Raw genomic sequence first — 23,438 nt, forward strand, 5'->3', positions numbered from 1 at the left:
TGGGGATTCACCATGAAGGACAGGCTGGAGAAGATGTTCAACGTGAGGGTCTTGGAGATAGAGGAGCTCGACGACAAGATAATCGTCTACGTCCCGGAGGACCAGGTAAGGATAGCCGTTGGCAGCGGCGGGGCAGCTGTGAAGGCCGCCGAGCTCGTCATCGGCAAGATGATTGAGGTGAAAGGTAGATGAATCTCCCCACAGGGGAGCATCTCCCCGGAAGGCCATACCTCCACGGGAGGGAGCTGGAAGACTTAGCGGTGTCCTTCCTCGTCCTTGTCTTGTTATTTTCCAACTTCGACCCGTACGACATTCCCTACGTGCTCGTCGCGGTTCTCACTGCGTTCATCTTCCACGAGCTGGCCCACAGGGAAGTGGCGAGGCGCTATGGCTACATCGCCTTTTACAAGCGCTGGGACGCTGGAATAGTCCTTGCTCTACTAATCGGCATCTTCACCAAGCTGCTCACGGGCAATACGTGGATATTTGCATCACTTGGGGCAGTCCACATCTACGCGCCCTACCAGTACTGGTACGACAAGGAGGCCTATGGCAAAATAGGCCTCGCGGGACCTCTGACGAATATAGCCGTTGGAATCGTTGCTATAGTCCTGATGCGCCTCCTTACACATTTCACGATACCCTGGTATGTACTAAGGGCGACCGCCGGTGTGAACCTCTGGCTGGCCTTCTTCAACCTCCTGCCCATCCCTCCGCTTGATGGCTGGAAAGTGCTCCGCTGGAACACCGGCTACTGGGCAATAGCCATAGGCGTTGCCTACCTCCTCAGAGCCTTTATATAACACTTACAGTGATATAGAAGCGAAAGGTTAAAAGCCAAATAGCGATTTTTGAGTGGTGATATGGATGGAGTACAAGGCCCCGATTGGTGTTAAGATCGACCTCGAAACTGGGGTCATCCTGGATGCTAAAAAGCTCGTTAGGCGCCTGAGTGACCTCAAGGGCTATTTCCTCGATGAAAAAGCCTACGAAGAACTCCTCAAGGATGACCCCGTTGTCTACGAGGTCTACGCGATTGAGCAGGAAGAAAAGGACGGCGATTTGAACTTTGCCACGACGGTTCTTTATCCTGGCAAGGTCGGCAACGAGTTCTTCTTCACCAAGGGCCACTACCACTCGAAGGCTGACAGGGCGGAGATATACTACGCCATAAAGGGCAGAGGTGGCATGCTCCTTCAGACGCCAGAGGGAAAGGCCGAGTGGATTCCGATGGAGCCTGGAACCGTCGTTTACGTCCCGCCCTACTGGGCCCACAGGACGGTGAATACTGGGGATGAGCCATTCATATTCCTGGCTATCTATCCAGCCGATGCCGGCCACGACTACGGCAGCATAAAGGGGAAGGGCTTCTCGAAGCTGGTGGTTGAGGCGGACGGGGATGTCAAGGTCATCGATAACCCGAAGTGGAAGGTCTGAGCTCTTCTCTTTTTCTTACCGCAATCCTTATTAACTTGCTCTATTATACCACTCCCAGTGATATAAATGGCTTGGGATGACCTGTACTCTGCCGCGTTTCATAGAGTCAGAGAAAGGTTCTGGAAAGTCGGTAACGTTCTGCTGGCTTACAACACCAACATCGACGCGATAAGGTATCTTGATTCTTCTGACCTCGAGGCAAGAATAGAAAAAGTTGGAAAGGAGGAAGTTCCCCAATTTTCTGAAGAGCTTCCCGAGAGAATAACTCAGGTTCAGCACCTCCTCGGGGGATACTTTGGAGTGTGAGGCGAGGAAAGCGGCGGAGATGTTCGTTGAAAGCTGCCCTGTTCGCTTCTACATGAAGCGCTGGGGCTGAGACGAGCTGAGGATGGGCGGCCAGGCGGCATAATAGCTAACCTGCTCGGTGGGGTCTACGGTGTGCAGGTGATAGCTCACGTTCCCCAGATTTCAAGGCTCTAGGTGAGCCTCTTCAAGGAGGGGATGATATACGTGCCCACGCTGGAGAACAGAAAATTAAAGCTCGTTCATCCGAAGGACTTTGCTGGTGACGAAGAGAATTTGATCCATTACCTCTACGAATTCCCAAGGGGATTCCGGGTTTTTAACTTTGAGGCCCCAGGGAGAACAGGTTCATAGCGAACGCCGATGATTACAACCCCAACCTCTACATAAGATCGGAGTTCAGTGGGAATTTCGAGGAGATTGCTGATAGGGTTGAACTGGCTATAATAAGCGGTCTGCAGGCGTTAACAAAGGAGAACTATTCCAAGCCGTTTGAAGAGATAAACCTCCACTTAGGTATTCTTAACGATAGGGAAATTCCCGTCCACCTTGAGTTCGCCTTCACGCCAGACGAGACAGTTATGAAGAAGCTCGTGGGAATCCTCGGGAAGTTCACGAGCGTCGGCTTGAACGAGGTGGGGTGGCTTCGATAATGGATGTAATGGGTGAGAAAGCCATGGCGGAAAAGTTCCTTGCTCATGATCCGGTGGATCCAGTCGCTGTCGTTGAGGCAATGTTGAAGCTCGCGGATGGGACTGGAGTTCAGAGGATACAATTCTACACCTACGGCTATTATCTGGCTCTGACTAACTATGAAGGCGAGCAAGTTCGCGATGCACTCCTCTTCGCGGCTTTAGCAGCGGCCGCAAAGGCAAAGCTTGGCGACGTGAGGAACATAGACGACGTTGCTGGGGCCATGGACGTCCCCGTCAACGAGAAGGCTCAAGAGGTTGAAGATGTCCTAACCGGGGAGTTCGGCCTTAAGGACGGCATGGCTCAGCTCGATGGCTACCAGCTTGCCTTTGTCCCGACTAAGATAGTGGAGAAGCCGAAGAGTACCGTTGGGATAGGCAACACCATATCCAGCTCGGCATTCATCGGGGAGTTCGCCCTCTGTTGAGTTTTCCTTCTTCCCCCCTAAAGTTAAAAACTTTGAAGGACAAAGATACTCAGAGTCAAACTGGTGGGGGTGGTTCAATGAAGACGTTGATTCTCGCGGGGGGTAAGGGGACACGTCTCTGGCCTCTTAGCAGGGAGCTGATGCCCAAGCAGTTTATCAGAATACTGGACAACTATTCTCTCTTTCAGAAGACGGTTCAGAGGGCGCTGCTGTTCTCCAGACCTGAGGAGATCTTTATTGTAACCAATAATAAGTATAAGTTCCGGGTTCTCGACGACCTGCGTGAGCTCGGCCTTGAGCTTCCAGAAAGGAACATTCTCCTTGAGCCGATCGGAAAGAACACTCTTCTAGCTATCTTCTGGGGAATAATGAAGATAGAGGAGGCATTTGGGGATTCCATTGTGGCTGTTCTCCCGTCGGACCACATGATAGATACCAATGAAAATTACCTGAATGCATTCCAGAGCGCCGAGAGGCTTGCTCGTGATTACCTTGTAACCTTCGGGATAAAACCAACGAGACCCCACACGGGCTACGGCTACATAAAGCCCGGCGAGAGACTGAAGGGTGGATATAAGGTTGAGGAGTTCAAGGAGAAGCCTGATTTTGAAACGGCGAAGCGCTACGTCGAGGAAGGCTACTACTGGAACAGTGGCATGTTCATGTTCGACACGGAACTCTTCATTGAAGAAGTCAAGAGGTTGGCTCCGGAAGTTTACGATGCCTTTGAGAGTACCAATAGCGTCGAAGATGCATACGGGCTGGTTCCGGACCTTTCGATTGACTACGGAGTAATGGAGAAGACTGATAAAGCTGCAGTCGTTCCGCTCAACGTTTACTGGAATGACTTGGGTAGTTTTGATGCACTCTATGAGGTTCTCGACAAAGATGAGAACAACAACGCGGTAAAGATTAGGGGAGCCAAGGGATACCATGTGGGAGTGGATTCGAAGAACAATCTAATCCTAACAGAGCGCTTAACGGCAACCGTTGGTGTCGAGGATTTGATAATCATAGACACGACGATGCCCTGCTCGTTGCCCATTGCGGTGATAGTCAGAAGGTCACGGAGGTTTACAGGAGGCTCAAGGAGAAAGGCGACGAGAGAGTTTTCGTCCACAAAACTGCCCACAGGCCCTGGGGAAGCTATACCGTCCTTGAGGAGGGCGAGCGCTACAAGATAAAACGCTTGACCGTTTTGCCCGGCAAAAAGCTTAGCCTCCAGATGCACTACCACAGGAGCGAGCACTGGGTTGTCGTGAGGGGAACGGCGAAGGTTCTCGTTGGCGATGAGGAAATTCTCCTGCGGCCTGGTGAGAGCACCTTCATTCCTGCTGGAGTTAAACACAGGCTTGAGAACCCTGGAAAGGTCGTCCTTGAGGTCATAGAGACCCAGATCGGTGAATATCTAGGGGAAGACGACATAGTCCGCTTTGATGACGACTTCGGGAGGGAATAGTCATGGCCAAGGAAGAGAAGGTCAAAAACTGCGGCGATGGCTGGGAACGGTTCAGCGGGGGAATATCTTCCCTATCCATCAGCCTGCTCTCAACGCTGCTTTTTATTCTTGTGATTTCCTACTTCATGATGAAGGGCCCGCAGGGAGTTCAAATAAACATCCCCGTGGAGGGACAGACCGTTACCGTGAACTATCCTGAAGTCAAGGTTCCGATAGACTTTCTGGCGATTAGGAATTCGGTGATTTACCTCTTTGGGGCGATACTCCTGGGACTGCCAGTGCCTCTCTTCTCAGAGAAGCTCAGACCGCTGAAGATAGCTATATCGCTGTTTCAGGTCGGGGTCTTCGTCTATGCGCTCTACATCTTCGTGAGGGTGATACTGGATTTCACCAGCGCATTTATGTGAGGTGTTAAACATGGAGCCCTGGTTCGCGCTTTCTTTTCTTTCGGCCCTCCTCCTCGCGATGGGAAACATACTGATGAGAATTAAGTTTGCCAAGGGTAGGGATTTCTGGGATACTATAATCGAAGCCATGTTCTGGGGACTGATAGTTCTGGTGCCCTTTTCCGTCCAGGAGCTCTCCTCAAAGCACTACGCGATAACGCGTGACCAGGTGTTGCTTTACTTGATCGTCGGTCTACTTCAGTTTTTCCTCTCCAGGATAGCGTACTTCAAGGCTGTCGAGCTTGGAGGGGCCTCGGTTGCTTCCACAGTCTCTTCAGCCTCCGAGCCGATACTGACGGCCCTCCTCGCCGCCCTGCTCATACGTGAGGTTATCGGCCTTAAGCTCGCTTTGGGGGCTGTCCTCGCCACTTTCTCGATGTTCCTTCTTCACGTGGGCTCAGCTGGGTCCTTCAGTGGTCCTACGAAAGCTATGCTTCTTGGGATGGGAGCGGGCTCGATGGCGGCCTTAACCGCGGTCATGCTCAGGTACCTCTCGCTCACGAGCGTGATGGCATTTCCCACCACGGGAGTCCTCATAGGACAGGGCATCGCCCTCGTGGCCCTGCTCCTTTTCATGGGGATTCGGGGAAGATTTCCCAGGTTTTTTCCTAGAAGAGCCATACTCTTCGCCGGAGTTTCCCTATCTTTGGCCCACGTCATGAGGTTCGGGGCCCTAGCTCTGGGGAGTGCAACGGAAGTCACGGTCGTGGTTCTTTCTTATCCCGCCCTTATAGTGATCCTCGGGGCCTTTGTTAAATCGGCCGGGGAGAACATCACACCTTATAAGGTGGCCGCCGTGATAGGTGTTGTTATAGCTAACGCCCTTATGGTTTCGGCGGGGTGATAGAATGGAGGGAACTTTCGAAAAGAGCTTTGAGCTTTTTACCCTGATAGACGATACCTTCAGAAACGTGCTCATTGGAATACTCGGCATAATCCTTGCAATTCTTGCCGTGGAACCTTCCCCCATTGAGGTGAGTGGGAGCATGCTCTCTATCCTTCCCACCCCCTACTGGGCATTCCTGATGTTGGTTTCACTTATTCCCCTTATCCTCATGGTCTCAGGGGTTTACGGTTGGGTGTACGCCCGCCTTCTGGAGAGAAGTGGAAAATCTTTTCTGAAGCTCCTTAATGTGTTTGTTGATTTCAGGAACTTCATAAAGGCGCTCATTACTGGGGGTCTCCTTCTCATCCTCTCTGCGATGGCAGTAAGGTTGCTCGACGACGGGACTCTGCTGCTCTTTTACTCATACATCCTTGTGATTGTCGAAGTCAACCTCTTTGCGTTTTTCATCTATTTTATGTACAGGCTCTTCGTTGAAGTTTCGGAGATCCATCTCATTCTACCGAGAGAAAGGCCAGAGGAAATGGAGCACGTCGTAAACCTCTCCCAGGGCCTCAGAAAGGTGAGAAGGCTCAGCAACGAGACGTTTATCGTTTCGGGTCTTATAATAACCCTTCTCGTATCAATGGGAATTGTGTTCTCTTCTATAACCCAGCTTGGCGGCTCCGTGGGGAGTGTGGACTGGTGGTACGTGCCTTTGGCGCTGATTCTCTGGCTACCTTTGGGTCTTTTTGCGGCGTTTTTCATGAAGTCATATGAGCTGGGGGTGGAATCTTTGGGTAAGCACCTCCTTGACGACTACGACATCGTGATATTCCTGACGGGATTCGAGTATGGGGATATACCGAGGAGCTTTTCCCTAATATTGGCAATAGAAAGCGTTTTGAAGAAATTCAAGTCCAAGGAAATCCCAAAGAACACTTACTTCCGGAGCCTTTCAACCGACCGAGTGGCGACTATGATAGCGGGCGTTGGTCTCGCCGGAAAGGTTCCATATCCCGACAGCGAGATATATCGCGTGGGGAAGAGTGACGATGGAAGGCTGGTTATAGTGGAGAGCTACGATTCACTCGGCGGGATAATGAACCTAATCCCTCCCCTTCTCCTGCCGGAAGAAGCCGCTAAGAAGGGCCTTACGAGTGTCTCCAGCTCTCCTGTTCCGATTTTGGGAACGTTCCCCTATGCCCTAAAACTCGCCATTGAAGTTAAAGAAGGGAATGTTGACCTTGAGGGTATTTTTAAGGAGGTGTTCGGTTCCGGACAGGTTGGGTACTTCCCGGCAATACTTGCACACGTTCTCGAAGAAGTCCGACAGCCACTCGGCGTGGAAAAGCTTAAGGTGGGCGTCAGGTTTGAAGTGAGTGCAGATGCTATACGGGAGGCAGTGAACCACAAAGAGGAGCTCGTCGGGATTATCGTTGACTTCATAAACGACCTAAGGGAGTCCGGTCTTTCTGAGGCGCTTTTCTATTCGGTTTGTCACCCGGACTTCTGCGAGAGGGATAACGAGGATCCCCACGTGGTCCTTCACATCCGTGGATACAACGAGGAGCTTCCTGAAGGGGCGGTCGAGTACCCCCTGCCACTGCTGGTTCCCATAATCTCGGTTCGTGCCCTAGAGAAAATCCTGGGACTCTACACCCAGAAAAATCCTCCCCATGGGAAAAAGCTCAAGATGGCGGTCGTTGCTTTGGGTTCGATCCAGTCAAACCCCGTTATTCACTACGTTATCGCCCACAACCGGTGGGTAGGGAGGGCGAGGGGAATCTATGACCTCTCGAATCCCTTCGACTGCGAGGAGTTCAGGATGAAGAGATATCGGCAGGGGCTGACGGTCAAGAGCGTTGGGCCGCTTCAGTTCTCTGTAAGCGGTTACGATCCTAAGGTCAGAAAGATAGTGACGGGCTTCGCGTGCGGCAGGGAAACAGAGAACAACTGCTTCCTGGTGGGTATGGTACCTTTCTCGTTCCTCTACTTCCCGTACAGTCCGCTCCACAAGGTAGTCCTCAGGGTAAGGGATGCGCTGAAGGCCCGCGGGCTTGAGCCTAGGGAAGTCTCAGTGGACTTCTGGACGCTTAGCGGTGCGGGACATCCAGGGGCTATATCAACTATCATAGGTGCCATGATCCTCCCCTGGCTGCTGAAGAGCCTTGAGGGGGCTGTCATGAGGACGGAACTTCTAGATGACAATGACCCCACTTTCTACATAGTCTCCTTCCCCATTGATAAGACCCTGAGACTTCTCTCAGAGGATGGAAAAGGAACCGCACCCTGCTCCAACTTGGGCTCCATAAACTCCTGCTACACGGTCTTCGAGGAGATGGTTAAGGCTCTGGAGTCTGGGGAGGTTAAGCCGCTTAAGGTCGTTGGAATGAGGGTTGATTGAGGAGGTGAAAGACATGGGAAAGCTGTTCGGAACCTTCGGCGTCAGGGGGATAGCCAACGAGAAGATAACCCCCGAGTTCGCGCTTAGGATGGGTATAGCCTTCGGAACGATGCTGAAGAGGGAAGGAATGGAGAAGCCGCTGGTAGTTGTCGGCAGGGACACCCGCGTTAGCGGCGAGATGCTCAAAAATGCCCTAATAAGCGGTCTCCTCAGTGTTGGATGTGACGTTATCGATGTCGGAGTCGCTCCAACTCCAGCCATACAGTTCGCCTGCAGGTACTTCAAGGCCGACGGCGGAGCGGTAATAACGGCAAGCCACAACCCGCCTGAATACAACGGCATAAAGCTCCTCGAGCCCAACGGCATGGGCTTGAAGAAGGAGAGGGAGGCGGTAGTTGAGGAGTTGTTCTTCAACGAGGACTTCGACAGGGCCAAGTGGGACGAAATCGGGGAGGTTAGAAAGGAGGACATAATAAGGCCCTATCTCGACGCCATAAAATCTAGGGTGGACGTTGAGGCAATAAGGAAGAGGAAGCCATCCGTAGTCGTCGATACGTCCAACGGTGCCGGCTCGCTCACTTTACCATACCTTCTCATGGAGCTGGGCTGTAAGGTCGTCAGCGTAAACGCCCATCCAGACGGCCACTTCCCTGCGAGAAATCCTGAGCCCAACGAGGAAAATCTTAGGGACTTCATGAAGGTTGTCAAGGCTCTCGGGGCGGACTTTGGAGTGGCTCAGGACGGAGATGCCGACAGAGCCGTTTTCATTGACGAGAACGGCAACTTTGTTCAGGGTGATAAGACCTTTGCGCTGGTTGCCGATGCCGTTCTCAGAGAAAACGGCGGAGGGCTGCTTGTCACAACCGTCGCTACCTCCTACCTGCTTGATGACATAGCCAAGAGGAACAATGCCGAGGTAATGCGCACGAAGGTCGGCGACCTTATAGTGGCGAGGGCTTTGTTGGAGCACGACGGAACCATAGGTGGCGAGGAGAACGGCGGCGTAATCTTTCCAGACTTTGTCCTCGGCAGGGATGGGGCCATGACAGCGGCAAAAATCGTGGAGATATTCGCGAAAAGCGGTAAGAAGTTCAGCGAGCTTATAGATGAACTCCCCAGGTACTACCAGTTCAAGACGAAAATGCATATCGAAGGCAACAGGAAGGCGATAGTCGCTAAAGTGGCTGAGTTGGCCAGCGAGAGAGGTTACACCATCGATACAACTGACGGAACCAAGATACTCTTCGACGACGGCTGGGTATTGGTCAGGGCCAGCGGAACGGAGCCGATAATAAGGGTTTTCAGCGAGGCGAAGAGCAAAGAAAAGGCAAGGGAATACCTCGACCTTGGCTTGGAGCTTTTGGAGAAGGCTATAGCTTAGCCCTTTTCCATTCTTCGAGTATTTTTCTTGCCTCTTCAACGTTCCTTGGAACCTTCAGCCCCAAGCTTAGGAACAGCTCCGCGATGGATGGGACCTCAAGGTTGTGCTCTCTAAGGAGCCTGGGATTACCGAGTATCTCCTCAGGCGTTCCGACGGTTATTACTTTCCCACTGTCCATCAGGGCTATCCTGTCGCAGAGGGTCAGATATTCTGCCTCGTGGGAGGCCAGAATTACCGTCTTCCCTTCCTCCTTCATCCTCCTTATCAACTCCCCGAGGAGCCGTTTTCCCTTGAAATCAAGGTTGGCGAAGGGCTCGTCAAAGACGATGATTTCGGGTTCCATTGCAAGAATCGTGGCTATTGCTATCCTCTTCTTTTCGCCGAAGCTGAGCTCCTTTGTTTCCCTGCTGGCGTAGTCTTCCATACCGACCTGTCTCAGTGCCCACAGGACTCTCTCCCTCATCTTCTCCCCGCGGAGACCGAGGTTGTAGGGGCCGAAGGCAACGTCCTCGAAGACAGTCGGCGAGAACAGCTGGTCGTTTGGGTCCTGAAAGACGATGCCAACCTTCCTTCGAACCTCCTTGGGGTTCTTAGCGGGATCGAGGTCGTCTATAATCACCTTTCCCTTCTTCGGCTTCAGTATGCCGTTGAGATGAAGAACAAGCGTGCTCTTTCCAGCCCCATTGGGTCCAAGAATTCCGAAAATTTCTTCCCCTTCGATGGTGAGGTTCACACCCCTCAGGACCTCTCTTCCTGCGTACGAGAAGTGAACATCCCTCAGCTCTATCATATCAGCAGACCCCCGATGGCGAGGAGCATCAGCAGTCCGATTGAGAAATTTGGACGTGGTTCTTCTAGTCTTGGGAACTCGCCAAAGCCCCTTGAGAGCATTGCCTTATAAATTCTCCCGTTTCTAAGGTATGCCCTCACAAAAATTTCGCCTATGAGTGCTCCAAGTTTCCGGTAGTATTCCTTTCTCCCGATTCCAAAGGCCCTGGAATCGAGGGCCCGCTTCATCCTCTCGGCCTCCTCTGCAAAGAGGTCGAGGTAGCGGTATGTGAACGCGAGCGTCAGGATGAGCATCCTCGGAAACTTCAGGGTCTCCATCTCTGCGAGTATCCTTGAAAAGCCGACCGAGCTGGTTATCACTACGGCGGTTCCCGCGGATAGAAAGGCCTTCCCAAGGAGAAGGAAGAATAAATAAAGTCCCTCGTGGGTTATTGACCCTATGTGGGTATCGAGAATTGGTCTTCCAGGATTGAAGAGGGCAAGGATGAAGAGTAGCCCCTCGAACCCGAGGAGGAATCCGAGGTTGAGGAGAACTCTCTTCTTAAGCCTCATCATAATGGCTACAGCGAGGAACAGGAGGGCAAAATAAGCTAACTCACTCAGGCTTTTTCGGGTAACGACGCCAATCGCGTAAATAAAAATGAACGGCAGGTACACTTCAGGCACCCTTGGCGAGCTTTGCTAAGCCGTAGCCAACCATGAAGGTCAAGGTTACTCCGAGGAGCCCCATGGCGAAGCTCTGGACCCAGCTTTCGCCATAATCGAGGGGGGCGTGGTAGATGGGATTCTCTTCGAGGCCGACCTTTTCCATGGTGGCCTCTAAACCATCGGGATTGCTCGAGGCCAGCGGAAGGACTATGGCCAATATAACGACTATGACGGTGAGCCCATTCACTATCGTCCTCATGCGGTCACCCCCTCTATCTCGGGAAGCTTCATCCTAACGGCCTGGACGATGAGTATAGTGAGTATGGCCTCGCCGATGCCGATTATAGCATGATAGCTTATCATCAGGGTGAGAACTTTGGTGAAGGGCAGGCTCTGGCTGAGGCCTATCTCGATAGCAGTCATCGTTGCTCCCAGGAGCACCGAAAGCCACGCGGCAAAGCCCATGGCGAAAGCCTCATTGATGTTCTTCAGCCTGGTGTAGATAGCGTAGCCAACGAACGCTCCGATAAGACCCATGTTGAGGATGTTCGCCCCCATGGCCATTATTCCACCGTCGCCGAATAGAAATGTCTGGATGAGCAGCACCGCAGTCATGACTACTACCGCCGCGTACGGGCCAAGCATTATGGCCACGAGCGTCGCTCCGAGCAGATGCCCACTGACTCCCCCGATTATCGGGAAGTTGACCATCTGGGCCGCGAAGATTCCAGCCGCAAAGAGGCCGAGGAGAGGTATCTTCTCTTCCGGAAAGTCCCCGAGCTTTTTAATTGAGTACAGAATGCCCGCTATGGTTACTGTGTAAGTCATTATTATAACTGGTGTGCTCAACAACCCGTCTGGTATGTGCAATTTATCTCCCTCCTTGACCCAAGGGTGTTATTAAAGTCAAAAAAGATAGCACTATATAAAAGTGTTTCTGCAACCCGGTATTATTAACCATGGGTTGGATGTACCAGAAGCCAGTAAGAGACCTGAAAAAGGGAAGAAAATCAGAGGTAGCCCCTGTCCTCTTCCTCTGGTGTGGGGGGCATCGCCTGCTCAAGCATGGCTCTCTGCATCTCCTGAACCTTCTTGAGTATCTCCTCGGTTTCTTTTGCACGCTCATCGAGGGCGCTCATGTCCAGTTCAATGCCAAGTATCTTGGTTGCAGCACTGAGGATGGATTTAGCCGCTTTGGCATCGACGATGTAGCCGAGGCTCTCCCCGAGGAGCGATATCCCAAACATGCTCCTGAGCTTGCCCACACCGAGAAGCAGTCCGGCGGCACCAACTATAGCGCCTCCCTCGTCCTCCCTCCATACGACCTCTACCTGGCAGCCTTCCAGCTTGGCTTTGTAGTATTCAACCAGCTCCTCGTGGGTCACCGCCGCTAAAACCTTCGGCTCGCCTTGAAGCTCTGGCACCTGATAGCCGCCCATCGTGATGATTTCCCTTACTCCGAACTCGCTCACGAAGTCAAGCATTTTGCCAACGACCTCGAAGTGGCCGGGACTGTCTGTTGGAGGAACCTGCTGGTCACCTGTGATAATTATGAGGTCTCTCCCGTTCTCGTCGGGGTTCTTCCAGTAGTAGAACTCGTTCTTCATCAGCTCAACGACGGAATTCTTCTTGATGAGCACTTGGTGCATGAAGTGCGGTGAGTAAAGTTCGGCGAACTTAACTGCCTCAAGCTCCTGAATCAGGTGCTCGGCTGCGAGCTTTCCAACGAGGCCTATACCCGGGAGCCCCTCGATGAACACGGGGTCTCTCAGCTGAGGCCTCTCGTAGACGTAAATCCTGGTTTCCTTCATGCTCTCACCCCTTGGTTAGCCCCAACTGCTCGCGCTTAAGCCTCCGCCTGTACTCGCCGTAGGGATCTTCTGGCGAGAACCTCGGCGGATGGGCCACTCTTGTCTTGGCCCCGCAGACGGGGCAGGTCTCCTTTAAAGTATAGCGCCCGCATTCGGGGCACTTCCTTATGCGAAACCTCATGCAAATCCCCTTTAGGCGCCTCTCCTCTTTATCTTCTTGATTCTCTTCTCCTTCCTCAGGAGGGTTGCCTCTCCGCCCGCCTGCTTTATGACTCTGAGAATCTCCTCGGCGATGTCCTCAAGAACCTCTTCGGCCTTGTAGTAGTCGGGTGCAGTTATGTCTATCCTGTATCTCGGCGCTCCCTGGTATGTGAACTTGACCTCGATGTCCTTCTCCTCGTTCACCCTGTCCCTGGCCCTTATGAGGGCCTCCTTGATGATCTCAATGCCGTTTGGCTTTGGCACGGTTATCTCGAACTCCGCATCAATGGTAACGGTTGGAACCTCGACGTAGTTGGTGACTACCTCGTTGAGGGGCTCGAACCACTCGTCTGGGATTATGCCCTTCAGAACCTCTATGCCATTCTGGGCCGCGTCCTCAAAGGCGGCGTAAACTTCTCCATACTCCTCCTCGAGCGGAACCCAGACCTCGCGCCAGGCCGTATCGAAGTCCTTTCCGAGCTTTTCTGCCGCCATCTTGAGAAGGTTCTCTGCCTTCTGAGCGCGCTTGTACTCCTGGAGCTTGGCCTTTCTCTGCTGCTGGTTCACCCTTTTGAGGCTTAAATCTATGTGTCCCTTGCTCGGGTCTACCCTGATAACCTTGGCCACTATCTTCTGGCCCTCCCTGACGAAGTCCCTGATGTTCTTAACCCATGTGGAGGCGACCTCGCTTATGTGCATGAATCCCTCCTTACCGGGGTACTCGTCGAGCTTGAGAAACGCACCGTAAGGATGGATGCTCTTGACAGTCGCGATGACAAACTCTCCCTCTTCAGGGTACTCCTTGGCTTTCCTCGGCATTTTAACCACCTCAAAATTTTCTCTACCTGAGTAATTTACGGAAAGAGGTTTTTAAAGTTTAGCAGAAGGCTGAAAGGGAAGAGAAGGAAAGGCGTTCACTCGAGAACCTCGAGTATCTTGGCCTTGATAACGCCCTTACCGCCAGTGGGCTCGACGAGAGTAGCACCGCAGACGAGGCACCTAACGGTGGTAGCCGGGTTGCTGAAGACTATCTGCTCGTTGCCGCAGTCGATGCACTTGACGCGGAGGAACCTGCTCCTCGGCATCGGGATGAGGTTCTTCGGGAGCGCCATGCATCACACCTCCACGAGCTCGAACTTCTTAACGCGGAAGCCCTGTCCCCTCGTGTGGGCCTTACCGCAGACGGTGCACCTGAACCTAAGGTCGAGCTTCTTGACTGGCTTTTCCCTTCCAGCTGGGTTCGGCCTCGGGAAACCGCGGTAACCCTTCATGATTCTCCTGAAACGCCTCTGACCCTGGCTGAGCTCGCTCCTTGGCCTCTTCTTGACCTTCTCGACCTTGTGGATGGTGTGCTTCTTACAAAACGGACAGTAAGTCCTTATCTGCTTTGGATACTTCATTCTCTCACCTCCACAGAGGGCCCGGTGGGTTCTTCTCCTCGGACACCCCCGAGCCATAAGGGATTATCCTGCAACCCTCGCTAATCGTGAGGCTTTAAAAATGTTTTTGCTATCGACTGGGACGAATTCCAGTGGACTCTCAAAGCGGAGTGAAGGAAATCGAAAGTGGACCCTGCTGGAGAAATTGGAAGAAAATACCTGGCTGACTCACTCGGCTGGCGCGTAGTAGCAGCGCTTCGGCGAGATTATCTTGCCCTCTTTTTTCAGAATCTTTATCGCTTTATCGACTTCTTTCTTGTCGATGCCGGCAAGCTCGGCTATCTCCTTGCTCTTAAGTGGCTTTCCAGCTTCTTTTAAAACCTTGAACACCAGCTCAACCTCGCTCATTCTCATCACCTTTGGAGTTTGTCAAAAGAACCTAAAATGTTTGAACTTAAAAGCTTATTGGTTAAAACTGAAGGATGAATGGAACCGCAAATGGAACGAGAGCAGTGAGGATGAACCCGTGGACAAAGGCTATTAGAGCGACTTCACTCCCGCCGAACTTGGTCATTATTGGCAGGGTGGTGTCCATGGTCGTTGCCCCACCCATTGAGACCGCTAACTCCTTGGGAATTCTTTTGATTGCAACGGGATAGAGGAGAACCGTGAATATCTCCCTCGTCAGGTTGGCGAGGAAGCCCAGGGTTCCGTAGACTGCCGAGTATTGGGCTATCAGCGGCCCGGTTAGGCTGTACCAACCGCAGCCCGCTGAAACGGTAAGCCCCCATTTCAGGTCTATCCCGAGGATCAGCGAAGCTGCCAGCCCTCCAAGGAGAGAACCTGCGAGGGTTCCAAGGGGCAGCTTGAGGGCGAGCTTTCCGAGCTTTCGTATCTCTTTGATCCTGAAGCTCTGGGCGAGGTCTATGCCAATCAGGAATATCAGGATGTAGAGCATTATCTCGTGCAGGTTGCCGAAGTCCGGGGCGTAGAAGTGACCGACCAGTATTCCCACAAAAAGGGAAGTCAAAACGTAAGCCAGGAACCTCATCTTCTTCCCCCCAGAAGCAGTGCCACGCCGACGCTACCGACTATTGTTAAGGCCGCGAAGATTATTGAAGAAGTGAAGAGCCATAGGGCGTTGATTTTGACCTTTCCAGCCTCAACCCCCATGAAGAATATCAGTAACAAGAGTGCAGCGCTCATTGGGAGATCCACGTTGACTTTTTTGTTCTTCCGCCTTAGAAGGTACCCTATGAGGACTCCCAAAAGCAGGGGAATGAATATGTTCATGCAGCGAAGTTCCTCTGAAGGTTAATAAACGTATCGAGGGGCTCGGTGGGTGTTCACGTCATCATTCCGCATCGTCTCAGCATGCTTGCTAATCGTCATCGCCCGTTTTAGTTATCCACACCCGCTTTTAAAGCTATGCTAAGGTTTTTATGAGGAAGCATTCAACCGTCTCCGGTGGTGGTTATGATTCGCGCATCTAAGAGGGCCATGGGCATTGAATACGCCATAAGGGATGTTGTCCTTCCTGCCAGAGAGCTTGAAAAGAAGGGGATAAAGGTAATACGACTCAACATAGGCGATCCCGTCAAATACGACTTCCAGCCGCCCGAGCACATGAGAAAGGCCTACTGCGAGGCCATCATGGAAGGCCACAACTACTACGGAGAGAGTGAGGGAGACTTTGAGCTTAGAAAGGCCATCGTTGAACGCGAGAAGAAAAAGAACGGTGTTGATATAACGCCCGACGATGTGCGCGTTACTGCGGCGGTTACGGAAGCCCTGCAGTTCATATTCGGTGCCGCCATCGACTCGGGGGATGAGATTCTCATACCTGGTCCGAGCTATCCGCCCTACGTTGGCCTTGTAAAGTTCTACGATGGCATCCCCGTCGAGTACAGAACCATTGAAGAAGAAGGCTGGCAGCCCGATGTCGATGACATAAGAAAGAAGATAACCGAGAGAACGAAGGCAATAGCCGTCATCAACCCTAACAACCCGACTGGTGCCCTCTACGATAGGAAGGTTCTGAAGGAGATACTCGATATAGCCTGCGAACACGGCCTTTTCGTCATAAGCGACGAGATATACGACCTCATGACCTACGATGGAGAGCACGTTTCTCCGGCTTCCATCACTAAGGACGTGCCAGTTATAGTTATGAACGGCCTCTCGAAGGTCTACTTCTCCACCGGCTGGCGATTGGGCTACATGTACTACGTCGATCCCGAGGGCAAGCTCGACGAGCTGAGGGAAGCGATAGACAAGATGGCGAGGATAAGACTATGTCCGAACACACCTGCTCAGAAGGCAGCCATAGCTGGCCTCACGGGTCCGATGGACTACCTCAGGGAATACATGGTGAAGCTCAGGGAGAGGAGAGACTACATCTACAAGCGCCTCAACGAGATACCGGGAATAAGCACCCAGAAGCCGCAGGGAGCCTTCTACATCTTCCCGAAAATTGAAGAGGGCCCATGGAAGAGCGACAAGGAGTTCGTCCTCGACGTCCTGCACGAGGCTCACGTACTCTTCGTCCATGGATCCGGCTTCGGAAGGAACGGTGCCGGGCACTTCAGGGCGGTCTTCCTGCCGTCGGTTGAGATACTGGAGCAGGCCATGGACAGCCTTGAGGCCTTCATGAGGAAGAGGCTAAGTTCCTGATTTCCTCTTCATTTTCTCTGGTGGGGAAAGAAAAATAATGAGAGTTCTCATGGACCGATTATTTTGTAGGCTTTTACGCTGTTCCATGTTTTGATGTAAACTATGTTTCCATCAATTTTCCCATCCTATGGCCGCTCATTGAAGCTCTTGCAGGCAATTTTGATTAAATGGCCTGCCATGTAAATGCAGACTCCGTTCTTTTTTCGCCTTTCTCATTTTTAAGATAATATGCCACTGCAACGTGGCTGTCATCAGCGTCTACAAGCACTCTAATTCCAAGGCCCTCGCCGTTGATGCTTGTAATTGTTTTCCTCTTAACTTTTTCCCTTCCACAATGTAAAGGATTACTTTAGCCTTAAGGGAAGACCACCCTCTATCTGGCCACCCAACGGTCACGTAAGCTTTGTCACCGATAATTCTGACATCAGAGATATGGGCTCCCAAAACATCGGGGTAGAATCTGAATGTTGTCTCTCCAGTAGAGATATTTATGAGATATGCACAGGACTTACCTCAGAGTCAAATGGGGCAGAACTAACTAGAATGAGACCGTCTCGGGTGTACCTGAGTGGGTATCCTGAAGAAAGCCTCCACCATTTGAGGCTCATATTGTAATCAAACAATGCCAAAGTTGTTCCGGCCCAAGACCTAGAGCTCCCAGGGTAGTAGGCGTAAACTAATATGCCTTCAGGAAGACATAGGTGCACTCCTTTAACTCTTCTTATACTTTGCTATGGGAGTCTGATTCTGGATAAAAGTGAAGTTCACAAAATGGTTACGCTTATATTGATAGTACTCGGTTTTAATATGGATATTTGGGGGACAATGCAAAGCGCTCGAGGCTTCTTCAAAATCTACATCTTTCACATCTGCTGGAATAAGTAGGCCTTTGGGTAGAAAGAATACAAAGAGCAAATAAAAGATTAAAATTGAAATTGCCGCTTTATTTCGGCCCATGTATCATCACCACTTTACCACCCAGTCCCATCCACACAGGCTTCCATATGTATCCTTAGTACAAACCACGAAATTTTGAGACCTTGCTTGATCCGGTGCAAAACATTCACCACAGTGTGTATTTGCCCACTTGCAGGAACTTCCGACATCTCCATACTTGCGTTCTGGCAGGTCTTTGAGGTGGCGTAGAATTCCCGGATTGTTCCTTTCTGTATGTACTCGAGACTACTCAAAACGAACAGTCCAATAAAACATTACTGCCCATTTCCGCATTTGCCCCTTTCCCAGAGGATTACTAGGTATAATCATTGCAAGTTTTGTATAACACTTTCGCTCCAAGAATACATAAATTAAAAACTCCCGTTGGCCAAACTACTGCCTAAAACTAAAAATTCGGTTTTGTTCAACATATTGAAAGTTATTTGTGACTTTGCTTCATCCACCCGAAACTACAGGAATAACCTCCACGTAGTCACCATCTTTCACGTTCTCGTCCTCCAGGGCAACGCGGCCGTTGAGCTTCGCTATCGCACTCTCTGTGTTGAAGCCCACTTCGCGGAGAACATCTGCAATCTTCATTCCCTTCCTCCACTCAGTTTCCTTCTCTATTCCTCTTCCAATGACCTTGACCTTGATCATCGTCACCACCGAAAGGCATATCTTTTAAGCGTTTATAAAACCTCCCGGCCGATGAGGAAAGTTTGGCCCGGCACCGAGGGGGTGATGAGGGCCACTGCTTCTTAGGCCATCAACTTTTGCACCAGCAAGCTTTTTCCAAAAGCTTGACCAAAAGAGTTCCCCTTCTGTTGAGTTGGAGGGGAATGGTGGCCAGTGAAAGCAACGCTTTGCGTTAGCAAAAGGTTGTTTGGGGTGTGGGGGCGTTAGCCCCCCGGAGTTTTAAAGAAGAACGGGGTCGTGGGGCGAAGCCCCACTACGGGGGTTTAAGATACAGAGAGATAAGGGGGCGGAGCCCCTTGTCTTTCGTTATGGAGCCGGGAGGGGGATTCGAACCCCCGTAAAGTGGATCTGCAGTCCACCGCCTCACCTCTAGGCTATCCCGGCATTCGACCCAGAGAAAGATTTGGCGCCGCGGAGGGGATTTGAACCCCTGTGGGCCACGCCCACCGGCTTAGCAGGCCGGCGCCCTACCAGGCTAGGCTACCGCGGCACTCCAATGCCCGAGTTATATGAGCTGGAGGGGGTTTTTAAGTTTTTTGGAAGATACTAGAGATGCCAGCATTGGCAAACCATAAATACCTTCTAGAGTAGGTATCCCCGATGACCCAGCTTTTCAATTCCAAGCTCTGTGCCGTCTGCAAGGGCAGAAAGCTCCTCTGCGGCAGACCAACCTGCCCGATTCTCGAAAGGTTCAGGGTAGCCAAGAGAGTCGAGGAAAGGCTCAACAAGCGCCACCTCTTCGGCTCATCCCCGCCAAGCATCTTCGTCGGTGAGTATGGCTATCCCAAGGTTAGAATCGGCCCTCTTGTGCCGCCGATTGAGGGAAACACGAGCCACCTAGATAATCCCCTCAAGTGGGAGAACAATACAATAAAGGACATCCTCTACTACCGCTCGCTATTGGTTATGGGCGAGACAACGGCAGACATCCACGTAAGGAGGAGCGGAAGAATACTCGGCGAGGTTCAGGAGCTGGCCATGTCGATAAGGCCAGTTGACAGCGAGATACTCTTGAAGAGAAAGCCCGTTTTTAAAGTCCTTCCAAGTGAGTTTGCCCCGCCAATAGGGCCGAAGGCGGAGCTTTTGGACTTTGAGCTCACGGAGAACCCTAAAATACCGCGAAGAACCGACTACGTGGTGAGCGACGAGCTCAAGGCCGAGCAGGCAATAATGCGCCTCTACAACTGGGGCTTCGACGAGTACTATATTATAAGGCTCCTCTCTGCGGGATTGCTCGGGCTTGATAAGAAGCTCGTGCCAACGAGGTGGAGCATAACGGCTGTCCAGGACACCATAGGGAACAACCTCCGGAGAGAAATCCTCAGTTATCCAGAGATAAACGATTACGAGGTCTACTTCTACGAATTCCTCGGCAACCGCTATGCGATTCTCCTTATGCCAGAGAGCTACGCCTTCGAGCTGCTTGAGGTCTGGCTTAAGGGTTCGCTCTTCGGAAGTGAGGCGCCGAGTGTTATCCATGACTACGAGGACTTCCGCGGAAGAACGGGATACGTAAAGGAAACGGCCGGAGCCTACCACGCAGCCCGTCTGAGCGTTCTTGAAGCTTTGAGAGCGAGGGGGAGGCAGGCGAGGATTGTTGTTTTCCGCGAAGTCACTCCGAAGTACTACGCTTCCGTCGGTGTCTGGCAGATAAGGCTGGGCGTTAAGAAGGCTATGGAGAACCCGGTTGGGCGCTTCTCGATGCTCAATGAAGCCCTAGAGGCAATAAAGCGTCGCCTTGAGCATCCGTTCGAGAAGTATCTTGCAAGGAGCCATATACTCGGCAGTCTAGCGAGGCAGAAAACCCTTGACGAGTGGCTCGGAAAGAATTTATACCGCCTCACCGAATAGCGGGTGGATTATGACCACTCCATCTCACTGAGAGGTGATGAGTGCACGTCAGCTGACACTTGGAGGTAGTGACATGAGAAAAAAGCTCGCTCTCGTAAGCATCGATGGCAACGGGGTCTACAACCTCAAGCACATGCCCTTCCTGGGCGAGCTGGCTGAGTCGGGGGAGCTTGCCGTCGTCGATTCAATCTTTCCAACGTTAACTGACTTAGTCCACACCAGCGTGATGACGGGGGTATGGCCCAAGGATCACGGCGTCGTCGAGAACGGCTACTACGACAGGCTGGCTGATAGGAAGGTGAACTTCTATGGCTATGAGGTGGCCTTCAACCCCCACCGGGTCATAAAGGCCCCTACCATCGTTGACCTGCTCCGTCCGAGGGGTGTCAGAACGGCCGCGGTAAGCGGCTACACCATGCCGCCATTCAGCGGGACAGACGTTAGGATCTTTCCCCCCTTCTTTGCAAGCGACAAGATGTACCGCCAGTATGGACGTGACTGGAGGAAGGACGTCTGGGTCATGAACTCGGCCATTTACCTATACGAGGAATGCAAACCGGATTTGCTCCTTGTCCACTTCGCCTCGATAGACGGCATGGGCCACGATTTCGGGCCGCTGAGCGAGGGGGCTTTGAGGGCTGTTAAGATCGTCGATACCGCCGTCGGAACCCTCTGGGAGCGCATGAAAGACGAGTACGCATTCATAATCTTCGCCGACCACGGACAGGAGGAAGTTCACACCTGGGTGAACCTGAAAACTTACCTCAGGAAGCACGGCATCGAGACGCTCCGTGTCTCCTCTGGCGGTGGGGTTCACGTTTATCTCAGAGACCCGAACCAGACCGAGGATGCCTTTGAGGTTCTCCGAAGAGCGCCGGGGGTTAAAGAAGTCTTTTTCCGCGATGAGCTATCCCACCTTGACACGCCCCTGAGCGGCGAGCTGATAGTCTCGGCCAAGCCCGGCTACTGGTTCTGCTCCCACAGAATGTGCAGGGGGATTAAGGGTGAAAGCCACTGGGTAATGGGCATGCACGGCTCGATGAACGAGCCGGTTGTTAAAGTCCCACTCATACTGTGGGGATTTGAGAACGTTGAGCTTGAAAACGCGGGCCTCATGGACATAGCGCCGACGGTTCTGGACTTCTTTGGCTTAGAAAAGCCCGGAAACATGGTGGGAAAGAGTTTGATAAAATGAAAAGTTGGGGTTCACTCCTTCTTTCTCAGAAGGAGGACGAGCAGGGAAAGGATAGATAATGCCCCAACGCCACATATCGAGAACCTGTTGCTCTCTCCTTTTTCAGATGTCGAGTGGGTTTCGGTGGCCGAGGTAGCGTCGTGAAGGATGGCTGCAGACGTTGTTGTGGTCATTGTCGTTGGAGTGACGTTCGTAGAGCCGCACCCTTTCAATCCATCCTTCACAAGATTTTCCGTCCAATTGAGCCATGCATAGACGTGGGGTGGATACGAGAACTCCGCCCAGCGGAAGTCGCTGTCTAGGGCCTGGGCAAGTCTATAGAGGGCCTTTTCGTAGATTTCATCCTTCCCACAATTCTCAAGGTACTCGCGCGTGAGGTTGTACACCTCTTCGTCGTGCTCCCACATCGGACTCTGCACCGAGGCCTTCTCCTTCGTCCATTTGTTCCACGAACAGAGCCAGGAAGTGGTTAGAGAAGTGATATTCTTTTAGGGCTGGAGCTCGTTAACCGCTTCCCCAAGGGTTACAGTCTTGATTAGTCCTTTCTCCTGAGCCTCCTGAAGGTACTGAAGGAGGTACTCGAAGTACTTTGCATTTAAGCAGGGATTGGGGGGAGAATAGTATCCAGTTCTCGCTGTCTGCCGCTATCGTGACAACTTCCGCGTTCGGGGTCACCTTCCCTTACCATGAGGATTTCGTCCTCGCTCCTGAAGTTGTTAAAAGCGAAGTCGTCGCTTATGGTATGATTCCTGAACAGAACCCTGATCGAGGAGTTTTCAATTCCGTAGAAGTGGTACGGTGAGTAGGGGTAGATGACATTCAGGTGGCAGCGGTCGTCGAGGACAGTGTACCTGGCACCGTGCTCCTCGAGCAGGGGAACGAGCTTCGGGCTGAAGGCCATCTCCGGGAGCCACATACCGCTCGCGTTTACACTCATAACTCCCTCCGTCGTTCTCTTTCCCAGAGAAAGCTCATAATCCAGTATATCGAACCCGCCGTAGCGTTCCGCGAGGTAGCCGCTTATCGGATGGGCAAAGTAGCTGGAGAGTATCTCTATTTGGCCCCCTCTCGTATAAGTCTCTGTACAGTCTCATCGCTTCCCTGACTTTTTCGGCCTCGGGACTCTCTGGCGTGAAGCACTGGTAGGAAGGATAGCTCTGGCCAGCCGGTGTTTGTGAGGTTCCACCGCCAGAGGATGAAGGGGAAAGGTGGTAGGTCATCTTAATCTCAGGGTACTTCTGGAGAATCCATGCGTGGAAGTAGTAGGCGCCGCCGTCATAGTAGGGTTCAAGTTCGTCCTCGTAGGTGTGCACGAGGGCCCAGGGGCCGTGTAGCGTCCCGTTGGGCCAGACTTCGGGGCTCTGATGGTGGTGCCAGACAAAGACTACCTTGAGGGGCTTTCCCTTCTCGAAGGCCCTCATAGTTGTGCTTGCGATGATTTCTCCCTCTAGTCAGGTCCTCGTCAGAGTCCACCAGGCCAAGGGCTTCCACCTTTGTTCTGAGTCTCACCCAGTTATTCTCCTCGATGTGACGTTGCCCGTTTTCCATCCATATCTCCTGCTCATCGCCGGGCTTTCCAAGGTAACCTGATAGGCCATGGCATAGCCGAGATCAAAGGAGTCTCAGCTCACGAGACTTTTGAATGTGGAATTTCCAGTGTTGGTGTACGTCACGTTTAGGAGAGCCCTGTTGGAGTCGAGAACCCGAAACCTCTTCTCTACGAGCAAAGAACCGTCCTTTAAGGTGCCCCTAATGACACCTTCATTCTCAGAAATCTCATACTCCCCAGTTGAGAGGTTTCCTTGCCATGGCTCGCTCAGCAGCCAGTCCCAGAGGGGATATCTCTGTCCGAGTGCACCCTTCTCGCCGGCACGATAACG

At 52.2% G+C, this 23,438-nt stretch carries 26 protein-coding genes, 2 tRNA genes and 2 pseudogenes; 12 read left to right on the forward strand and 18 right to left on the reverse strand.

What is annotated here, in order from left to right:
- Positions 1-12 precede the first annotated feature (12 nt).
- From A7C91_RS07100 to glmM, 9 genes and pseudogenes are all read left to right on the forward strand, one after another.
- A complete protein-coding gene (locus A7C91_RS07100; protein WP_068666163.1) occupies positions 13-192 on the forward strand; it encodes a KH domain-containing protein in 180 nt (59 codons plus the stop codon).
- Positions 189-803: a site-2 protease family protein gene (locus A7C91_RS07105; protein ID WP_068666165.1), complete on the forward strand. Its 615-nt coding sequence runs from the start codon at positions 189-191 to the stop codon at positions 801-803. The genes A7C91_RS07100 and A7C91_RS07105 overlap by 4 nt, the downstream gene beginning before the upstream one ends.
- A 64-nt stretch (positions 804-867) precedes the next feature.
- On the forward strand, positions 868-1,437 hold the full coding sequence (locus A7C91_RS07110) for a glucose-6-phosphate isomerase (RefSeq protein WP_068666167.1): 570 nt from the start codon (positions 868-870) through the stop codon (positions 1,435-1,437).
- A gap of 66 nt (positions 1,438-1,503) precedes the next feature.
- Positions 1,504-2,860, forward strand: a pseudogene (locus tag A7C91_RS07115) (ADP-specific glucokinase).
- 77 nt (positions 2,861-2,937) lie between these two features.
- Positions 2,938-4,319: pseudogene (locus A7C91_RS07120) on the forward strand (mannose-1-phosphate guanylyltransferase/mannose-6-phosphate isomerase).
- A 2-nt stretch (positions 4,320-4,321) separates the two neighbouring features.
- Complete coding sequence (locus A7C91_RS07125; RefSeq protein WP_068666169.1) at positions 4,322-4,726, forward strand: hypothetical protein; 405 nt, start codon at positions 4,322-4,324, stop codon at positions 4,724-4,726.
- Positions 4,727-4,736: 10 nt separating this feature from the next.
- On the forward strand, positions 4,737-5,609 hold the full coding sequence (locus A7C91_RS07130; RefSeq protein WP_068666171.1) for a DMT family transporter: 873 nt from the start codon (positions 4,737-4,739) through the stop codon (positions 5,607-5,609).
- A 4-nt stretch (positions 5,610-5,613) separates the two neighbouring features.
- Positions 5,614-7,995, forward strand: coding sequence for a hypothetical protein (locus A7C91_RS07135; protein ID WP_068666173.1), 2,382 nt, complete (start codon positions 5,614-5,616; stop codon positions 7,993-7,995).
- A gap of 13 nt (positions 7,996-8,008) precedes the next feature.
- The gene (gene glmM, locus A7C91_RS07140; protein ID WP_068666175.1) at positions 8,009-9,376 is read left to right on the forward strand and encodes a phosphoglucosamine mutase; all 1,368 of its coding nucleotides are present in this window, start codon (positions 8,009-8,011) and stop codon (positions 9,374-9,376) included.
- Here the strand turns inward: glmM and A7C91_RS07145 are convergent.
- From A7C91_RS07145 to A7C91_RS07200, 12 genes are all read right to left on the reverse strand, one after another.
- Positions 9,366-10,166, reverse strand: coding sequence for an energy-coupling factor ABC transporter ATP-binding protein (locus tag A7C91_RS07145; RefSeq protein WP_068666177.1), 801 nt, complete (start codon positions 10,164-10,166; stop codon positions 9,366-9,368). The two genes, glmM and A7C91_RS07145, sit on opposite strands and share 11 nt — an antisense overlap.
- Entirely contained in the window at positions 10,163-10,822 is a 660-nt protein-coding gene (locus A7C91_RS07150; RefSeq protein ID WP_068666179.1) for an energy-coupling factor transporter transmembrane component T family protein, read from the reverse strand. The genes A7C91_RS07145 and A7C91_RS07150 overlap by 4 nt, the downstream gene beginning before the upstream one ends.
- A gap of 1 nt (position 10,823) precedes the next feature.
- Complete coding sequence (locus A7C91_RS07155; protein ID WP_068666181.1) at positions 10,824-11,072, reverse strand: PDGLE domain-containing protein; 249 nt, start codon at positions 11,070-11,072, stop codon at positions 10,824-10,826.
- Positions 11,069-11,683, reverse strand: coding sequence for an energy-coupling factor ABC transporter permease (locus A7C91_RS07160; protein WP_068666183.1), 615 nt, complete (start codon positions 11,681-11,683; stop codon positions 11,069-11,071). The genes A7C91_RS07155 and A7C91_RS07160 overlap by 4 nt, the downstream gene beginning before the upstream one ends.
- A gap of 140 nt (positions 11,684-11,823) precedes the next feature.
- Positions 11,824-12,624, reverse strand: a complete 801-nt coding sequence (locus tag A7C91_RS07165) for a proteasome assembly chaperone family protein (protein WP_068666185.1) — start codon at positions 12,622-12,624, stop codon at positions 11,824-11,826.
- Positions 12,625-12,628: 4 nt separating this feature from the next.
- Positions 12,629-12,805, reverse strand: coding sequence for an RNA-protein complex protein Nop10 (locus A7C91_RS07170; protein ID WP_068666187.1), 177 nt, complete (start codon positions 12,803-12,805; stop codon positions 12,629-12,631).
- Between the two features lie 11 nt (positions 12,806-12,816).
- Positions 12,817-13,644 (reverse strand): translation initiation factor IF-2 subunit alpha, encoded by an 828-nt coding sequence (locus A7C91_RS07175; RefSeq protein ID WP_068666189.1) that lies wholly within the window; start codon positions 13,642-13,644, stop codon positions 12,817-12,819.
- A gap of 95 nt (positions 13,645-13,739) precedes the next feature.
- A complete protein-coding gene (locus tag A7C91_RS07180) occupies positions 13,740-13,937 on the reverse strand; it encodes a 30S ribosomal protein S27e (RefSeq protein WP_012571194.1) in 198 nt (65 codons plus the stop codon).
- Positions 13,938-13,940: 3 nt separating this feature from the next.
- The gene (locus tag A7C91_RS07185) at positions 13,941-14,225 is read right to left on the reverse strand and encodes a 50S ribosomal protein L44e (protein ID WP_012571193.1); all 285 of its coding nucleotides are present in this window, start codon (positions 14,223-14,225) and stop codon (positions 13,941-13,943) included.
- Positions 14,226-14,432: 207 nt separating this feature from the next.
- Positions 14,433-14,618: an HTH domain-containing protein gene (locus A7C91_RS07190; RefSeq protein ID WP_234394333.1), complete on the reverse strand. Its 186-nt coding sequence runs from the start codon at positions 14,616-14,618 to the stop codon at positions 14,433-14,435.
- 55 nt (positions 14,619-14,673) lie between these two features.
- Positions 14,674-15,255 (reverse strand): LysO family transporter, encoded by a 582-nt coding sequence (locus tag A7C91_RS07195; RefSeq protein ID WP_068666191.1) that lies wholly within the window; start codon positions 15,253-15,255, stop codon positions 14,674-14,676.
- Positions 15,252-15,497 (reverse strand): hypothetical protein, encoded by a 246-nt coding sequence (locus A7C91_RS07200; RefSeq protein ID WP_068666193.1) that lies wholly within the window; start codon positions 15,495-15,497, stop codon positions 15,252-15,254. The genes A7C91_RS07195 and A7C91_RS07200 overlap by 4 nt, the downstream gene beginning before the upstream one ends.
- Positions 15,498-15,680: 183 nt before the next feature.
- On the opposite strand from A7C91_RS07200, the gene A7C91_RS07205 reads away from it, so the two are divergent.
- Entirely contained in the window at positions 15,681-16,877 is a 1,197-nt protein-coding gene (locus A7C91_RS07205; protein ID WP_068666195.1) for a pyridoxal phosphate-dependent aminotransferase, read from the forward strand.
- Between the two features lie 1,392 nt (positions 16,878-18,269).
- On the opposite strand, the gene A7C91_RS07215 is transcribed toward A7C91_RS07205, so the two are convergent.
- From A7C91_RS07215 to A7C91_RS07225, 3 genes are all read right to left on the reverse strand, one after another.
- Positions 18,270-18,473, reverse strand: coding sequence for a MoaD/ThiS family protein (locus A7C91_RS07215; RefSeq protein WP_068666199.1), 204 nt, complete (start codon positions 18,471-18,473; stop codon positions 18,270-18,272).
- 348 nt (positions 18,474-18,821) lie between these two features.
- A tRNA-Cys gene (locus tag A7C91_RS07220) sits at positions 18,822-18,896 on the reverse strand.
- Between the two features lie 20 nt (positions 18,897-18,916).
- Positions 18,917-19,002: transfer RNA gene (locus A7C91_RS07225), tRNA-Ser, on the reverse strand.
- Positions 19,003-19,112: 110 nt separating this feature from the next.
- Here A7C91_RS07225 and A7C91_RS07230 point away from each other — a divergent pair.
- Both A7C91_RS07230 and A7C91_RS07235 read left to right on the forward strand, forming a co-directional pair.
- On the forward strand, positions 19,113-20,363 hold the full coding sequence (locus tag A7C91_RS07230; protein ID WP_068666201.1) for an Nre family DNA repair protein: 1,251 nt from the start codon (positions 19,113-19,115) through the stop codon (positions 20,361-20,363).
- Positions 20,364-20,436: 73 nt separating this feature from the next.
- A complete protein-coding gene (locus tag A7C91_RS07235) occupies positions 20,437-21,558 on the forward strand; it encodes an alkaline phosphatase family protein (protein WP_068666203.1) in 1,122 nt (373 codons plus the stop codon).
- Between the two features lie 11 nt (positions 21,559-21,569).
- On the opposite strand, the gene A7C91_RS07240 is transcribed toward A7C91_RS07235, so the two are convergent.
- The 3 genes from A7C91_RS07240 to A7C91_RS07250 all read right to left on the reverse strand — a co-directional run bounded on the left by A7C91_RS07240 (position 21,570) and on the right by A7C91_RS07250 (position 22,979).
- Entirely contained in the window at positions 21,570-21,977 is a 408-nt protein-coding gene (locus A7C91_RS07240) for a hypothetical protein (RefSeq protein ID WP_199920001.1), read from the reverse strand.
- Between the two features lie 176 nt (positions 21,978-22,153).
- Complete coding sequence (locus A7C91_RS07245) at positions 22,154-22,615, reverse strand: hypothetical protein (RefSeq protein WP_082871995.1); 462 nt, start codon at positions 22,613-22,615, stop codon at positions 22,154-22,156.
- Complete coding sequence (locus A7C91_RS07250; RefSeq protein WP_068666209.1) at positions 22,530-22,979, reverse strand: hypothetical protein; 450 nt, start codon at positions 22,977-22,979, stop codon at positions 22,530-22,532. Before A7C91_RS07250 ends, A7C91_RS07245 begins: the two co-directional genes overlap by 86 nt.
- Positions 22,980-23,438: the final 459 nt, after the last annotated feature.

This window comes from Thermococcus piezophilus, assembly GCF_001647085.1.
Lineage (GTDB): Archaea > Methanobacteriota_B > Thermococci > Thermococcales > Thermococcaceae > Thermococcus > Thermococcus piezophilus.

Coding starts and splice junctions, on each gene's coding strand:
- A7C91_RS07100 (WP_068666163.1), top strand. CDS start 13: ATGAAGGACAGGCTGGAGAAGATGTTCAACGTGAGGGTCTTGGAGATA.
- A7C91_RS07105 (WP_068666165.1), top strand. CDS start 189: ATGAATCTCCCCACAGGGGAGCATCTCCCCGGAAGGCCATACCTCCAC.
- A7C91_RS07110 (WP_068666167.1), top strand. CDS start 868: ATGGAGTACAAGGCCCCGATTGGTGTTAAGATCGACCTCGAAACTGGG.
- A7C91_RS07125 (WP_068666169.1), top strand. CDS start 4,322: ATGGCCAAGGAAGAGAAGGTCAAAAACTGCGGCGATGGCTGGGAACGG.
- A7C91_RS07130 (WP_068666171.1), top strand. CDS start 4,737: ATGGAGCCCTGGTTCGCGCTTTCTTTTCTTTCGGCCCTCCTCCTCGCG.
- A7C91_RS07135 (WP_068666173.1), top strand. CDS start 5,614: ATGGAGGGAACTTTCGAAAAGAGCTTTGAGCTTTTTACCCTGATAGAC.
- glmM (WP_068666175.1), top strand. CDS start 8,009: ATGGGAAAGCTGTTCGGAACCTTCGGCGTCAGGGGGATAGCCAACGAG.
- A7C91_RS07145 (WP_068666177.1), bottom strand. CDS start 10,166: ATGATAGAGCTGAGGGATGTTCACTTCTCGTACGCAGGAAGAGAGGTC.
- A7C91_RS07155 (WP_068666181.1), bottom strand. CDS start 11,072: ATGAGGACGATAGTGAATGGGCTCACCGTCATAGTCGTTATATTGGCC.
- A7C91_RS07165 (WP_068666185.1), bottom strand. CDS start 12,624: ATGAAGGAAACCAGGATTTACGTCTACGAGAGGCCTCAGCTGAGAGAC.
- A7C91_RS07170 (WP_068666187.1), bottom strand. CDS start 12,805: ATGAGGTTTCGCATAAGGAAGTGCCCCGAATGCGGGCGCTATACTTTA.
- A7C91_RS07175 (WP_068666189.1), bottom strand. CDS start 13,644: ATGCCGAGGAAAGCCAAGGAGTACCCTGAAGAGGGAGAGTTTGTCATC.
- A7C91_RS07180 (WP_012571194.1), bottom strand. CDS start 13,937: ATGGCGCTCCCGAAGAACCTCATCCCGATGCCGAGGAGCAGGTTCCTC.
- A7C91_RS07185 (WP_012571193.1), bottom strand. CDS start 14,225: ATGAAGTATCCAAAGCAGATAAGGACTTACTGTCCGTTTTGTAAGAAG.
- A7C91_RS07190 (WP_234394333.1), bottom strand. CDS start 14,618: ATGAGAATGAGCGAGGTTGAGCTGGTGTTCAAGGTTTTAAAAGAAGCT.
- A7C91_RS07195 (WP_068666191.1), bottom strand. CDS start 15,255: ATGAGGTTCCTGGCTTACGTTTTGACTTCCCTTTTTGTGGGAATACTG.
- A7C91_RS07200 (WP_068666193.1), bottom strand. CDS start 15,497: ATGAACATATTCATTCCCCTGCTTTTGGGAGTCCTCATAGGGTACCTT.
- A7C91_RS07205 (WP_068666195.1), top strand. CDS start 15,681: ATGATTCGCGCATCTAAGAGGGCCATGGGCATTGAATACGCCATAAGG.
- A7C91_RS07215 (WP_068666199.1), bottom strand. CDS start 18,473: ATGATCAAGGTCAAGGTCATTGGAAGAGGAATAGAGAAGGAAACTGAG.
- A7C91_RS07230 (WP_068666201.1), top strand. CDS start 19,113: ATGACCCAGCTTTTCAATTCCAAGCTCTGTGCCGTCTGCAAGGGCAGA.
- A7C91_RS07235 (WP_068666203.1), top strand. CDS start 20,437: ATGAGAAAAAAGCTCGCTCTCGTAAGCATCGATGGCAACGGGGTCTAC.
- A7C91_RS07250 (WP_068666209.1), bottom strand. CDS start 22,979: ATGAGGGCCTTCGAGAAGGGAAAGCCCCTCAAGGTAGTCTTTGTCTGG.